Origin of the sequence: Pontibacter sp. BAB1700 (assembly GCF_000277005.1) — a bacterium.
Classification (GTDB): domain Bacteria; phylum Bacteroidota; class Bacteroidia; order Cytophagales; family Hymenobacteraceae; genus Pontibacter; species Pontibacter lucknowensis.
Window position 1 is genome coordinate 51,780 of sequence record NZ_AKIS01000009.1, and the last position, 14,732, is coordinate 66,511.

11 protein-coding genes and 1 pseudogene are annotated in these 14,732 nt (G+C 48.5%); 9 read left to right on the forward strand and 3 right to left on the reverse strand.

The genetic code is table 11. From position 1 onward, the window contains the following. Window positions 1–70: 70 nt before the first annotated feature. Entirely contained in the window at window positions 71–2,065 is a 1,995-nt protein-coding gene (locus O71_RS01720; RefSeq protein WP_007652538.1) for a cation:proton antiporter, read from the forward strand. 205 nt (window positions 2,066–2,270) lie between these two features. Here the strand turns inward: O71_RS01720 and O71_RS01725 are convergent, their stop codons facing one another. Beyond that, on the reverse strand, window positions 2,271–2,729 hold the full coding sequence (locus O71_RS01725) for a DUF4136 domain-containing protein (RefSeq protein WP_081490414.1): 459 nt from the start codon (window positions 2,727–2,729) through the stop codon (window positions 2,271–2,273). Beyond that, window positions 2,645–2,869, reverse strand: a complete 225-nt coding sequence (locus O71_RS23625; protein WP_155800424.1) for a hypothetical protein — start codon at window positions 2,867–2,869, stop codon at window positions 2,645–2,647. The genes O71_RS01725 and O71_RS23625 overlap by 85 nt, the downstream gene beginning before the upstream one ends. A gap of 237 nt (window positions 2,870–3,106) precedes the next feature. Here O71_RS23625 and O71_RS01730 point away from each other — a divergent pair. The 3 genes and pseudogenes from O71_RS01730 (at window position 3,107) to O71_RS01740 (ending at window position 7,115) form a co-directional block, all read left to right on the forward strand. Then, a pseudogene (locus O71_RS01730) lies at window positions 3,107–4,394 on the forward strand (acetyl-CoA hydrolase/transferase family protein). A 236-nt stretch (window positions 4,395–4,630) separates the two neighbouring features. Continuing rightward, window positions 4,631–5,299, forward strand: coding sequence for a DUF1206 domain-containing protein (locus tag O71_RS01735; RefSeq protein ID WP_007652547.1), 669 nt, complete (start codon window positions 4,631–4,633; stop codon window positions 5,297–5,299). Between the two features lie 457 nt (window positions 5,300–5,756). Beyond that, window positions 5,757–7,115: a sigma-54 dependent transcriptional regulator gene (locus tag O71_RS01740; protein ID WP_007652548.1), complete on the forward strand. Its 1,359-nt coding sequence runs from the start codon at window positions 5,757–5,759 to the stop codon at window positions 7,113–7,115. A gap of 62 nt (window positions 7,116–7,177) precedes the next feature. On the opposite strand, the gene O71_RS01745 is transcribed toward O71_RS01740, so the two are convergent. Then, complete coding sequence (locus tag O71_RS01745; protein WP_007652549.1) at window positions 7,178–8,275, reverse strand: PAS domain S-box protein; 1,098 nt, start codon at window positions 8,273–8,275, stop codon at window positions 7,178–7,180. 500 nt (window positions 8,276–8,775) lie between these two features. Between O71_RS01745 and O71_RS01750 the strand changes: the two genes are divergently transcribed. From O71_RS01750 to O71_RS01765, 5 genes are all read left to right on the forward strand, one after another. After that, window positions 8,776–11,727 (forward strand): PAS domain-containing protein, encoded by a 2,952-nt coding sequence (locus tag O71_RS01750; RefSeq protein ID WP_007652550.1) that lies wholly within the window; start codon window positions 8,776–8,778, stop codon window positions 11,725–11,727. Further along, on the forward strand, window positions 11,703–12,734 hold the full coding sequence (locus O71_RS01755) for a response regulator (protein ID WP_007652551.1): 1,032 nt from the start codon (window positions 11,703–11,705) through the stop codon (window positions 12,732–12,734). Before O71_RS01750 ends, O71_RS01755 begins: the two co-directional genes overlap by 25 nt. A 125-nt stretch (window positions 12,735–12,859) precedes the next feature. After that, window positions 12,860–13,123: a hypothetical protein gene (locus O71_RS24940; RefSeq protein WP_007652552.1), complete on the forward strand. Its 264-nt coding sequence runs from the start codon at window positions 12,860–12,862 to the stop codon at window positions 13,121–13,123. Next, window positions 13,102–14,031 carry an amidohydrolase gene (locus O71_RS01760; RefSeq protein WP_237717660.1) on the forward strand — a complete coding sequence of 310 codons (930 nt, stop codon included), beginning with the start codon at window positions 13,102–13,104 and terminating at the stop codon, window positions 14,029–14,031. Before O71_RS24940 ends, O71_RS01760 begins: the two co-directional genes overlap by 22 nt. Before the next feature lie 7 nt (window positions 14,032–14,038). Then, window positions 14,039–14,732: alanine racemase (locus O71_RS01765; RefSeq protein ID WP_007652556.1), on the forward strand; the 694-nt coding region annotated here is incomplete at its 3' end.

The following is a 14,732-nucleotide window of genomic DNA, read 5'->3' on the forward strand; positions in this document are numbered from 1 at the left end:
ATTGCTCCATCTTTCAACCCAAGCAGGTTGATACTCGAATAAGAAAGACCGCTGGGCAAATTAAAATCGAATGGAAATTCCTTTATTATCTGACGTCGTTATTATTCTGGGATTGGCCGTGGTGGTGATTCTGCTCTTTCAGCGCTTCAGGCTGCCGACAATCCTGGGTTTCCTGATGACGGGTGTGATTGCCGGACCACACGGCCTCAACCTGATTGCAGATGTACATGACATTGAGATTCTGGCCGAGATCGGTGTAATTCTGCTTCTCTTTATCATCGGGATGGAGTTTTCGCTACGCAACCTGGCCCTGATCAAGCGGACTGTCTTACTGGGAGGCGCTACCCAGGTCCTCGTTACGATTTTGCTGGTTGGCCTCGTTCTGATGATGTTCAACTTCACAGCAGCCGAAGGTTTCTTTGTCGGTTTCCTGTTTGCTCTAAGCAGTACGGCCATTGTGCTCAAGCTATTGCAGGACAAAGGCGAGATCAACAGTCCACATGGAAAGGTGGTGCTGGGCATTCTGATCTTTCAGGATATTGTGGTAGTGCCCATGATGCTGGTGGCGCCTCTGATGGCGGGCGGCTCTGAAAACATTGTGGTTGAATTACTGCTTATGGTGCTTAAGGGCGCTTTTGTGATTGTGTTCGTTTTGATCAGTGCCCGATACCTGGTACCCAAGCTGCTGTTTATCGTTGCCCAGACCAAGAGCAAGGAGCTTTTCATCCTCAGCATTGTGGTGATTTGTTTTGCGGTGGCCTGGCTGACGCAGAGTCTTGGCTTGTCGCTGGCGCTGGGGGCGTTTATGGCAGGTTTGATTATTTCAGAGTCGGAGTATAGCCACCAGGCCACAAGTAACATTCTTCCTTTCCGGGAAATCTTCACCAGTTTCTTTTTCGTGTCGATCGGTATGCTGCTCGACTTTGCATTCATGCTGCAACACCTGCCGCTGATCCTGCTACTGACTGTCTGCACCTTTATACTGAAAGGTGTAATCGCAGCTATGGCCGCCCGAATATTACAGTACCCGTTGCGTACGTCCATACTGGTTGGTCTTTCGCTTTTTCAGGTGGGTGAGTTTGCGTTTATTCTCTCCAAAACAGGTATAAACAGTGGTCTGCTCTCTCAGGAGGTATACCAGTATTTCCTCTCTGTTTCGCTGCTGACTATGGCGATCACCCCTTTTGTGATCGGTTCTTTTCACACTATTGCCAATAAGCTGAGTGCCCGCTGGGTACCTGTCAATAACCAGATACCCAATGCTCCAGTCAATGCCGATGCGTCAGATGATATGCACCATCTGGAAGACCACATTGTGATCATCGGGTATGGGATAAACGGACGCAATGTGGCCAAAGCGGCACGCCATGCCAGCATACCTTACGTGATTGTGGAGCTTAATGCTGTAACTGTAAAAGAAGAACGCCTGCGGGGGGAGCCCATACTCTACGGTGACGCCGTGCACGGTGTCATCTTATCGCATATCAATATACACAAGGCCCGTGTGGTGGTGATCGCAATATCCGACCCTGAAGCGACTAAACGAATTATTTCCAGCATCAGAGAAGTGAGCGACAAAGTGCATATCATTGTCAGAACCCGCTTCGTGCAGGAGATGGAGGAGAACTTCCGGCTGGGAGCCGATGAGGTGATACCTGAGGAGTTTGAAACTTCTATCGAGATTTTTACCCGCGTGCTTTCCAAATACCTGATGCCACGTGATGAGATTGCCAACTTTACTTACAGCATCCGGGCCGATAATTATGATATGCTGCGCAGCCTGACAGGCAGCAAAACCAATGCGGGAAATATATCAACTGACCTGCCAGATATTGAAGTAGCCAGTCTGCGGATCTATACCAAGGAAGACTCGCTGGTAGGTAAAACCCTTATTGATGCCGATGTGCGCAATCGCTTTGGAATCACGGTGGTAGGTATAAAGCGGGATGGCGATACGTTACTGGAGATCAATGCCCATACAAAACTGAAACGCGGAGACGTGGTCTATGTGGTAGGCAAGCCGTCTGATGTGATGCGATTCAATAATTTCGTACGGGCTGATTAAGTCTGAAAAAGAAAACCCCGCTCTCTGGTATGGGGCCGTTAAGTTCTAGCAAGTTCTCCCCTTGAGGGGGGCGCAGAGGCTGCGGATGCATCGTAGTTAAGTTTGCTAATGGCAATTCAGCACCGAATTTACACTCCTATAATTTCCTCACGGGGACAATTACGGACATAACTTAACAGCCTACGCTCGCTGGCGTGGTCTCATATTAAGGCTGCGCAGCAGTAGGCAGTCGCTTGACAATTTCCTGCACCAGACTTCTCACTTTGCCGTAGCTAGCATCAAAATTCTTCACGGCGCCTTCCGTCCAGCCCCGCCAGAGCAGCTGTTTCGATTTCGGGTCGATCACATCAACAATCAGCGTGCCCTGCTTAAAGAGATCTACAGCGCGGTAGCCGGGCAGCTCTGCATTGCCATAGCTATACCTGTAGCCAGACATATAGGCATAGCTGTACCCAAATCCAGGGCCATACAGTTCCGGCTTGTCCATCGCATCCGGTACCGATACACTCACATCATAAGCTACTAACATATCCGGATTCACAGTGGTTTTGGTATAGCCCTTACGCTGCAGTTCTTCCTCTACCGACTGCAGCAGGTGCTTGTGCAGATCCGCATCAAAGCCCTGTCCATAAGTCGGCTGAGCAGACGGTGTGGTTGGTACCAGGCATAGGTGCTTTTTTTACTTAATACGCCTTCTGATGAACTGATCGTGCTGGTGTTGTCAATGCCGGAAGTGGCCACGCAGGAACTGAAAAAGAGCGCGCACAGAAAGAGATATAATGCTGAGTTCAGTTTATTTTTCATGCTTTTCATAGTAGATGCTGGTGTCTGGAGGGCAAAGGCAGCAGGCTCTTCTCCTCCCCTCCTTACGCAAGCTCATTTTTAAGGGTGACAATTATCATCGCTTGCTTTCAAATTTATATATTCTTTTGCGAATAAATAAATATGCCGGCACGAAATAAGAGGCATTTCAAACCGAGCATAAGACCAGCCGTAAGTTAAGCGATACGCTCAAGGCTTAAGATCAAAAATAAGGAACCCATGAATCAACCCCAATTGAAGTACACCTCAGCTGAAGAAGCACTTTCTGTTATCAAGTCAGGCGATCGCGTGTTTGTGCATGGCAGTGCAGCCACACCACAGTACCTGCTGCACAAACTGGCTGAGCGCGCAGATGAACTGCGTAACGTGGAGCTAGTGAGTATATCTACTTTTGGTGACATGCCCTGTGCCGAAGAGCGATGCAGCGATGCCTTCTACATAAACTCCCTGTTTGTGTCGGCCAATGTGCGGGAGGCTGTAAACAGTGGCCGCGGCGACTATGTACCAATCTTCCTGAGTGAGATTCCTAACCTGTTCCGCTCAGGTATTATGCCGCTGGATGTAGCCATCGTGCACGTGTCGCCACCCGACCGCCATGGTTTCTGCTCCCTGGGTGTTTCCGTTGACATCGCCCGCCAGGCTGTCATCAGTGCGCAGCATGTCATCGCGCAGGTAAACCCGCAAATGCCCCGTACCCATGGCGACGCCTGATCAACATCCGCCGCTTCGACGCACTGGTGGAGGTGAACGAGCCGCTGCCGGAAGTCGACTATGGTCAGCGCATCACCCAGACGGAGGAGACCATCGGCCGTTACATTGCCGAACTGGTAGAAGATGGTGCCACCCTGCAAATGGGAATAGCGCAATACCTGATGCTACACTCAACAGCCTGACGAATCACAAAGGTCTGGGCATTCATACAGAGATGTTCTCCAATGGTATACTGCCGCTGGTAGAGCAGGGAATTATCACTAACGAATTCAAGAAGAAGCATCCGGGAAGAATTGCGACCGGCTTTATTGTCGGCAACCGCAAATTGTATGATTTTGTAGATGACAATCCACTGATCACCATGCTGAGCTCTGACTATGTGAATGATGTGACCGTCATTCGCTCTAATCCAAAAGTTACGGCCATTAACAGCGCGATTGAGATCGACCTGACCGGCCAGGTGGTTTCCGACTCCATTGGCACCTACCAGTTTTCAGGTATAGGCGGACAGATGGACTTTATCCGGGGAGCAGCCCTCTCCAAAGGCGGAAAGCCTATCATTGCTCTGCCATCTGTCACCAATAAAGGAATTTCGCGGATCACGCCTTATATTAACCAGGGTGCCGGCGTAGTGACCACTCGTGCGCACGTGCATTATGTGGTGACAGAATATGGGGTTGCTTACCTTTATGGCAAGAACCTGCGTCAGCGGGCCAAAGCCTTGATCGGAATCGCGCATCCCGATCACCGTGCACGGCTTGAAGAAGAGGCTTTCAAGCGATTCAAAAACTTATAGTCAGGGTGATAAACTTTAGCTTTAAGTTTGCGTGTATGGGAAGGTTACTATACATACTTTATGGACATTTCAATCTCCCCTTCCCATATACCTTCCCCTCGTCCGGAGTGGGTCGTACGATTTGCCCGCATCGGCCTGATCGCTAAAGGAATCGTGTACTGTCTCGTCGGTGCACTGGCTTTTATGGCGGCCTTCGAACTAGGCGGACAGACAGAACAGGCGCCGGCAAGACCGGCGTGTTTCAGTTTATCCTGGAGCAGCCTTATGGGCAGGTGCTGCTTGCTATTGTGGTGGCGGGCATGCTCTGCTATACCCTGTGGCGACTTATACAGGCCATTCGCGACACGGAAGATAAGGGCAAGGATGCCAAAGGTATAGGCAAACGTATAGGCTATGCTTTCAGCGGATTAGTTTATGGGGCACTTGCCTTTACTGCAGCTCAGTTGCTGCTGGGCAACGGCGGCGGAAGCAATGGAACAGATTCACGGCAGACTCTTGCCCGCGAATTACTGGCGCAACCTTTTGGGCAGTGGTTACTGGGAGCTGTGGCTGTCGGCACGATGATTATGGGGCTTTACCAGTTTTACAGGGCCTATTCCGGCAAGTATATGAATAAAGTGCAATCGGAACAGCTGAAACCGGAGGTTCGCACCTCTCTCGTCCGTGCCGGTCTGGTGGGTTACATTGCCCGCGGAATTGTCTGGCTGATCATTGGGTACTTGTTGCTGCGGGCTGCCATTAAGGCTAATTTCCGTGAGGCTGGCAGCAGTTCGCAAGCTTTTCAGTTTCTGGAGGAGGCTTCGTATGGCTCTTACCTGTTGGGTGTTCTGGCCCTGGGACTTATCTGCTACGGCGTATTCATGTTTGTGCGGGCCAAGTGTGAGGTGATCAGCACAAAGGGATAGCCGGGTTTACTTAGGAACCTGCAGGAGGTCATGTTCCTGTAGCGCCATTTCCACACAGTCCCTGGCCTTGGTTTTGCACCATGATCATCAGGCCACAAATATAAAGATGAGCAGAAGAACGCATATATCGTAAACTCCCATAAAGCTGTTGTACTGGTTGATCAGTTAATCACGAAGGCTTATTGTGAGCTGCCTGGAATCATTCGTAAATGTTCTTGCCTGCATAGGTGCGCCTGTTTTAATTGAACAATACTCCAACCGGAGTTTAAATTTAAGCTGCACCAGACGAGGCAGTTATTACCTTATCATCTAAAGTACTGAACCATGGCTGATTATAATATTATTTTGAAATGTTAATCAGGTGGTACAGTTAAACCAAAATTGAACCGGATTCTGTTAACAGGGTATAACTTTTCAGTTATATTTGACTCAAATTTTGCAATTATCCCACTACCTGATGACAAACGGTTCTTTTAAGATATTTATACTAGATGACGATGTATGGTACAGCGAATTGCTGGAATACCACCTTTCGCTCAATCCAGACTACGAAATCTATAAATTTCACTCAGCAAATGAATGCCTTGCCAGTATGCACCTGCGCCCAAATGTAGTGACGCTGGACTACTCGCTGCCTGACAAAAATGGATCAGAGGTACTCAGACGCATAAAAGAGCAAAACCCGGATGTGCAGGTTGTGGTGATTTCGGGTCAGGAAGATGTGGCCACAGCTGTGGACCTGCTCAAGCTGGGTGCCTACGACTACATTGTAAAAGACGAAGACACGCCAGAACGCCTTTGGAACACGATCAATAAGATCCGGGAAAATGTGTCGCTGCGTGAAGAGATTGACCACCTGAAAGAAGAGATTGGCCAGAAATACGATTTCGGCAAAGTGATCATTGGCAACAGTGATGCTATTAAGAAGGTGTTTAACCTGATGGACAAAGCCTCTAAAACCAATATCACTGTGTCGGTGCATGGTGAGACGGGTACAGGTAAGGAGCTTGTTGCAAAGGCTATACACTATAACAGCACCCGCAAAAAAGCCCCCTATGTGGCAGTAAACGTAGCGGCTATACCTCGTGAACTGATCGAAAGTGAGCTGTTCGGCCACGAAAAGGGAGCCTTTACCGGCGCCGTGTCACGCCGTCTTGGTAAGTTTGAAGAAGCAAACAAAGGCACTATTTTTCTGGACGAGATTGGGGAACTTGACATTAGTTTGCAGGCCAAATTGCTGCGCGTGCTTCAGGAAAAGGAAATCACACGCGTAGGAGGAAATGCTGTCGTGCCGGTTGATGTCCGCATCATTGTAGCGACGCATAAAAACCTTGCTGAAGAAGTTAAGAAAGGACGTTTCAGAGAAGATTTGTATTACCGTTTGCTAGGTCTTCCGATTCAATTGCCGCCATTGCGTGAGCGGGGTAGCGACATACTGGTTCTGGCAAAATTCTTCATTGATGCCTTTGCCAAAGAGAATGGTCTTGGGCGTAAGCACTTGTCGCCAGATGCGCAGCAGAAACTTCTCTCCTATGCTTTCCCGGGTAACGTACGCGAACTGAAGGCGCTGGTGGAACTGGCTGTCGTACTGGCTGACGAAGACACCATACAGGAGCAGGACATTAACTTCTCTGCCAGCCATACCGATAAGGACTTTCTGGCTGAAGAGCGTAGCCTCAAGGAATATACAACCGCCATCATTCAGCGATTCCTGGACAGGTATGACTACAATGTGCTACTGGTAGCTGATAAGCTGGACATTGGGAAGTCAACGATCTATCGGATGATACAGAGCAATGAACTTATCGTGAAGTAAGGTAAAGAAGTGGTCAAAAAGCAACCTTTTGAGGGTGCTGCTTTCCAAAAATCATATCTGGTTTAGTGCGTAGGTAACGTTATCGTGAAGATAGTTCCTTTGTCTACTTCACTTTCAACGCTGATATGACCGCCCATTAGCCTGATCTGTTGGTTCACGATGTAGAGTCCCAGTCCGTTTCCTTCTGCTACTTTTGGAGCAAACCGGCGATGCATCTGAAACAGTTCCTTGCCTATGCTAGTGAGATCCATGCCAATCCCATTGTCTTTTACAATGATAGTAATCACCGCATCGTGCAAAAAAGCTTTCACGCTTAGCATAGTGGGGCGATCCAGGCTGCGGTACTTCAGGGCATTGGAGATCAGATTGCGAATGATGCTGTTGAAATAAGCCTTGATGGTATGAATCTGGAGGTTGTCCGCTATTTCCAGATCTACACTTGCATTGGCCTGGCGGATTTCTTCCTGAAAGAAATTGACGATACGCTTGATGGTTTTGTTGACGTCTACCTCTTCCTTGCTTTCCTTACCCGTCGACTGCAGTGCAATCAGTTCATTAAGATCGCGCAACATTACGTCAACTGACTCAACAGTGTGCAGTAAATAGCGCTTTACCTGCTTTTCTTTATTCTCTGGCAGGTTGCCTTGCAGGAGCCGTGCAAAACCCAGGGCATTGGCGACCGGCTTTCGCATGTCATGGGCCAGTATTTTACGAAATATCTCCAGTTCGTCGTTGTGTTCTTTCAGGAGAGCTGTGTATTTCTCTAGCTCTATCTCCTTCTGCTTCTTTTCTGTAATGTCTTTAGCGATGCCAAAGATGGCCAGAATTCGCGTGTCGTTTTTGAGCGGAAAGTTTGTGACGTCCAGGTATTTGATGCCGTTTTCCGTTACAATGGAAGTTTCGTAGCGTTGCGGCTTGTCTTCCTTTGAATCCTGGAAACGTTCCTGCGTAAAGGCCTTCATGCTTTCTTCGATGAGTGGCTCAAAACTTTGCCCGATTAACTCCTCCCGATCATACCCCGTGATGCGACATACCTCCTCATTCACCATCATGAATTTCCCCTCCAGATCCAGCAGGAAGATGGCATCCGGGTGGTTAAGAAAGAGCGTCTGGTTAAGTTTTTCGAACTGATACAGTTCAAATTCTTTGTTTATATCCATTGGTAAAGGGATACCTGGTGTAGTCACATGGGCTCGTTATTTAATGTACGGCTGCTATCATGAATCGACGTGTTTTGTATGTTTATCTCATCAAGTTTTTTGTCTGTCAGCGGTTCTTTAATACCATGCATCCATCAGCTATATTTTGGTGTCTCAAGCTGAAGTTAGAAATTCAGTTATTCTGTTGAAGAGTACCCTCCTTAATGTAGCTGATTTGTATTTGGTGCATGTTATACTGTATGCTTTATACGATGGTGTTCCGTCAGTAACATAGGCCGTGCCGGAGCGGGGCTTGACATAGACCTACTGCAAAGCCTGAGGATACATTAGTTAAGCTGAACAGCTATAGCAATCAGTATGGTAGTAGAGTGGTTATGAGACAGGCTTTAAAATAATCCATAATGTGTTAAATTATATCCTCACATCGATTGTTACTCCACTGAAAAGCGATAATTTGCGAATAAATCCGCCTCTTCTTTTACACGGGTTTTATTGATTGCATGATGGAAACTTCATATGAGCTGCAGGAATTGCAACAGGAGCTCGAAAAAGAAAGAAAAGCCCGGCAGGAAGCTGAAACAAGAGCTCAAACCTTAGCCTGCGAGTTAGAGTCACTCCGTTCTCGTCCGTCAGATACTACAGCAGAGCTTGTGCAAAATGTTATGCACATGGTGCCGAGCATTGTCTATATCTACGATCTCGACCAGAACAAAAGCATCTACCTGAACAACTGTATTAAAACGATCCTGGGGTATACCCAACAGGAGTTGGATGCTATGGATGGGCACTTCTTTATGTCCGTCGTGCAGGAAGCTGACAAGCCCCTCCTGCTGCAGCATACTTCCGGCATGTTGAGTGCCAAGGATGGTGAAATACGTGAGATCTCCTATAGTGTTCATGCCAGCGACGGGTCAAGCAGAATTCTCTTTTGTCGGGAAGCAGTGTTTAAGCGCAGTGCCGATGGCAAAGTAAGCCAGATCATTGGATCAGCCGAGGATATCACCAAACTGCGCCAGAAGAACCAGGAATTAGCCCATCAGAAAGAGTTTTATGAAGCCATTCTGAATAACCTTCCTTCGGATGTGGCAGTGTATGATAACCAGCTGCGCTACATTTTCGTGAACCCTGCTGCCGTGTCAGACCCTCATCTGCGGGAATGGATCATCAACAAAACGAATGAAGAGTACTGCGCCTATCGCAATGTGCCGCTGCATCGTATCGAAACACGGGGTAAACATTTACTTAAGACGATGGAGGAGCGCCGGCAGGTGGCCTTCGAGGAAAAGCTTGTCGATAAACAGGGCAATGCGAGTTACCACATTCGTAAGCTAAACCCTGTACTCGATGAGCAAGGCGAAATAAAAATCATAATTGGCCACGGACTCAATATTACTGACCTGCATCATGCACAGCAGGAAATCAAATCCAGCGAGACCAAGATCAGGGCTATTCTGGATGCCATACCCGACCTGATGTTTATAATAGACAAACAGGGAGTGTACCTGGAGATGCATAACGAACACTCCCAGTACGAGGTGATGGAGGCATCTGATGTGATAGGCAAAACACTCTTCGATATGCTGCCTGCTCCTCTGAGTCAGAAGAGCTTCGAACTGCTACAGGATGTGCTTGTAACCGGGCAGATGCACTCTATAAATTACGAGTTGAAGTCGCGCTACTATGAGGGCCGCATCGTGAAATACAATGATGAGCAGGTACTCACCATTGTGCGGGATGTGACTGAGGAACGCAAGGCTGCAATTGAAGTAAAGGAAAAAAATGACTTTATCAGACTGGTACTTGACACCAGTCCGACCCTGATATATGTAAAGGACGGCGAAGGCAATTTCAAACTCGTAAACCAGGAGTGTGCTGCTCTGTTTGGTCTGAATCCGGAGGATCTACTGAATCAAAATACGCATGACCTGCACCATGTACCGCAAGAGATACAGCACTATGACCATGTAGATCAAGTTGTGATACAGACAGGCCAGGAGTTGCGTGTGCAGGACAGCTATACCTTGCCTGATGGTCGTGTGGAGTGGTTTAATACCATCAAGAAGCCACTGACAACTAATAATGGAGAAGTGCATGTGCTCGGCATCTCCACTAACATAACAGAGCAGTATAACGCCAACAAAAAGCTGGAGGAAAGCGAGGAACTTCACAGACTGCTTTCTGAAAATTCCCGTGACCTGGTTTGCCTGCATGATGCGGCAGGTACTTATCTGTATGTGTCAAATGCCGTAGAGGAAATGTTAGGCTACAAATCTGCTGAGTTACTCGGTTTATCTGCCTACCAGATTATTCACCCGGATGACGCAGAAAAGGTGCAGACCATGGGACATCGGGTTGCTCTGGAGGAGAAACACGACACCACAGTACAGCATCGCAAAATGCACCGTGATGGCTATTATATTTGGGTAGAAACGAGCATCAAGCCCATTACAGATAGTGATGGGAACGTGATCAAAATACAGTCCTCGTCGCGTGATATTACTGAGCGTCGCCTGGCAGAAGAGGCGCTCAAGAAGAGCGAAAAGAAATACCGTGACCTGATCAAATACAGCCAGGCCTATATGTGTACGCACGATATGCAGGGCGTTATCCTGTCTGTCAATCCTTACCTGGTAGAAATGCTTGGCTATAAAGAAGAAGAAGTGGTCGGCAAAGAACTGAAACAATTCTTTCCGTTGCTACACCGCCAGTACTTCCCGCAATATCTGAAGCAATTCGAGGACAATACAGCTGTGAAAGGCATCCTGTGCATACTGCGCAAAGACAAAGAAGAGCGCTTCCTCAATTACCAGAACTACAAGGTGAGTGAAGATGGGCAGGAGCCCTATGTGATCGGTATCGCCCAAGACGTGACTGACCGAATCCAGACAGAGCGTGAGCTCAAGAGCGCCAAGGAAGCTGCTGAGGAGTCTGCACGGGTGAAAGAGAATTTCCTTGCCAACATGAGTCATGAGATCCGAACGCCGCTCAACGGTATACTGGGTATGAGCGGACTGTTGCACAAGACACAGCTGGATGAAACGCAGCTTAATTACCTCAAAATCATTAATCAGTCGGCGGACAACCTGTTGGTAGTGATCAATGACATACTGGATGTGGCCAAAATAGAGGCTGGCAAACTGGAGCTGGAGTCCATTCCGTTCAGGATTGAAGAGACCGTGCAGGCTGCTTATCATACATTGAAGTACAAGGCCGAAGAAAAGGACATAGCACTTCAGCTTGGCGCACTGGATTTACCACAGACGTTACTGCAGGGTGACCCGTACCGCCTGAACCAGATTCTGCTCAACCTTTTGAACAATGCCATCAAGTTTACAGAGGAAGGCAGCGTGACTTTGCACGCCAAAACACTGGAAGAAACGGCTTCTACCCTCACGATTGAGTTTGCAGTCGAGGATACAGGTATAGCGTGCCAGCCGATAAAAAGGACCTGATTTTCGAAGGCTTCACGCAAGCCTACTCCAGCATCACGCGTAAGTACGGCGGCACCGGACTGGGACTTAGCATCTGCAAAAACCTGGTAGAACGACAAGGGGGTGATATCTGGGTAGAAGACAATCCGGAAGGTGGCAGTATCTTCCACTTTATGATCACTTATCCGAAAAGTGAAGTGGACCAGCTGCCGGAGGATGAAACAGTTGATATTGACTTTGGCAGTCTGGGTGCCGTGAAAGTGCTGCTGGCAGAGGACAATGAAGTAAACGTCTTCCTGGCACAGGCGATCATGGAGGAATGGGGTTTCCAACTGGATGTGGCTGTCAACGGCCTCGAAGCAGTGGAAATGGTACAACAATCAGAGTATGACATCATCCTGATGGATATTCAGATGCCGGAGCTAAGCGGAATAGATGCCACCCTACAGATCAGAGCCATGGCCGACGAGCAGAAGGCAGGTATACCTATCATTGCACTAACTGCCAATGCCCTGAAAGGTGACGCCGAAAAGTACCTGAGCGCAGGTATGAATGATTACCTGTCGAAACCATTTGAAGCAGAGGTGCTTTATACAAAGATTGCCAGCCTGCTTCCTGAAAAGAGAAAAAGCGATCAGGTAGGAGTTGCGGCTATAGCAACGCAGCAGGAAGAAACAGCGCCGGCTGAACCGCTCTACAGTATGGAGGTCATCCAGAAAATGTCTCACAACAACGAGGCGTTCATGAACCGCGCCCGCCAGCTATTTGCAGATACCATTCCTGTCACGGTACAGGATATGCACAAAGCAATGGAGCAGGAAGACTGGAAGATGGTGAGTGCACTGGCTCACAAGGTAAAGTCCACGATCGATACCATGAAGATCGAGTCTTTGAAAGAAGTGGTGCGCTTTGTGGAGGCAAATGCCAAACAAGAGACCAATCTGGTTGAAGTTCGGGCAGGTGTTTCTAAGATCCGGGAGGTGATGCTGAAGGTTGTGGATGCTATCAGTGCCGAGATAAGCTCTTAATCAAACGTATTGTTTTATTCACAGCCTGCCCTGGCAGCCTTTTGTGCTGCTAGGGCAGGCTTTTTTGTAAAGTTTTAGCGGTAACCTCCGTAAGCCCTACTGACAGCTATACCTATATTTAATATATGTCCTCTACCCTATCTACGCCCTCCATACCTGATCTGAAAGATATCACAGCGCTGCGGCACCAGCTGCACCAGCACCCTGAACTTTCCGGATTTGAATTTGAGACAAGCCATACTTTGCGTGGTTTCCTGCAACGCTACCAACCCGATGAAGTAATTACAGATTTAGGAGGCAACGGCTTTGCACTGATTTTTAATGGAAAGAAACCGGATGCCGGACCTACTGTACTCTTCAGGCTGAGTTGGACGCCCTGCCCATTCTAGAGCAGAACCAACTGCCTTATACTTCTATTCAGAAAGGCGTTAGTCACAAATGCGGGCACGACGGACACATGGCTATTTTAGCAGGACTTGCGAGTCTGTTGCACCAGCACCCACTGGACAAAGGAAGGGTGGTCTTGCTGTTTCAGCCGGCAGAGGAAAACGGAGCAGGTGCCTGGGCTGTACTGCATACCCCTGCTTTTCAGGAAATAGCACCTGACTATGTGTTTGCGCTGCATAACATGCCAGGCAAGCCTATGGGTCAGGTAATACTGCGGCCTGACATATTCGCTGCGGCTTCTGTGGGACTCAAGGTGCATTTACATGGAAAAGAGTCGCATGCTGCGGAGCCTGATAACGGTCTGAACCCGGGAGAAGGTATGAGTGAACTGATACAGGCTTTCAATTCCCTGGTGCGTGATCCGCATTCCTTCCAGGACCTGACTTTGCTCACTGTCGTGCATGCCCGGCTGGGTGAAGTTGCATTCGGCACCAACCCGGGATTTGCAACAGTAATGGCCACGCTTCGGGCCTTTGAACAGGAAGACCTGAACAGGCTAAAATCCCTTGCAATAGAATTAGTTAAGCTGGTGTCTTTCAAGTATGGATTAAGGTATGACCTGGAGTGGGTGGAGGAGTTTCCTGCTACCCGCAATAGTACGGAGGCAGTTGAACTGGTAGATCAGGCTGCCCGTTATCTGAGTATGGAGGCCAAGCAGGCAGCACAACCTGTACGCTGGTCCGAAGATTTTGGACACTTTACAAACAGGTATTGCGGTGCTCTTTTCGGATTGGGATCTGGTACGGACCAACCACAGCTACACCACGCTGATTATGATTTCCCTGATGAACTTATACCTGCTGGTGCTTCCCTGTTTTACCGCATCGCAGCTTCCCTCCTAAACGATTAGTCATTTCATGTTCTATAGTTCCTATATCGAAATAAGTCGCTCAGCGCTGGCGCATAACATAGCATTTCTTAAAGCTCAACTCAAGCCGGGCGTTCGCTTTTCCTCTGTCATTAAAGGCAATGCCTACGGGCACGGTATTGAGGAGTTCGGGCAGCTGGCCTATACCTGTGGAGTTGACCATTTTTCAGTTTTTAGCGCTGATGAGGCCTATCGTCTTCAGCAGGTGCTGCCCCACACGGCTACCATCCTGATCATGGGCTATATTGATGACGAGGAGATAAACTGGGCTATCACGCACAATATTGAATTTTATGTGTTTTCCCTGGACAGGCTGGAACAGGCTGGCAAGGCAGCCAGGGCTTTGCAGAAACCTGCCAGGATCCACCTCGATCTGGAGACAGGTATGAACCGCATCGGATTAAACACGGATGATCTGGAGCGTGCTGCTGACATTATTCTGAAGCAGCCTGATGCATTCGAGGTAGTTGGCGTATCCACACATTATGCAGGAGCCGAAAGCAGCGAAAACGATGACCGGGTAAAAGCCCAGCTGCAACGCTATCACATGGCGGTACGCATGCTGCAGCAGAAAGGACTCACCATCCGAACACTGCACACAGCCTGTTCAGCTGCCGTGATGGCCTATCCCGAGACTCACCTGGACATGGTGCGGGTAGGCATTATGCAATATGGTTTCTGGC

What these genes read in the sequence shown, in the direction of transcription:
- O71_RS24940 (WP_007652552.1), top strand. Translation starts at nt 12,860, where the DNA reads ATGTCCTCTACCCTATCTACGCCCTCCATACCTGATCTGAAAGATATC.
- O71_RS01750 (WP_007652550.1), top strand. Translation starts at nt 8,776, where the DNA reads ATGATGGAAACTTCATATGAGCTGCAGGAATTGCAACAGGAGCTCGAA.
- O71_RS01720 (WP_007652538.1), top strand. Translation starts at nt 71, where the DNA reads ATGGAAATTCCTTTATTATCTGACGTCGTTATTATTCTGGGATTGGCC.
- O71_RS01745 (WP_007652549.1), bottom strand. Translation starts at nt 8,275, where the DNA reads ATGGATATAAACAAAGAATTTGAACTGTATCAGTTCGAAAAACTTAAC.
- O71_RS23625 (WP_155800424.1), bottom strand. Translation starts at nt 2,869, where the DNA reads ATGAAAAATAAACTGAACTCAGCATTATATCTCTTTCTGTGCGCGCTC.
- O71_RS01740 (WP_007652548.1), top strand. Translation starts at nt 5,757, where the DNA reads ATGACAAACGGTTCTTTTAAGATATTTATACTAGATGACGATGTATGG.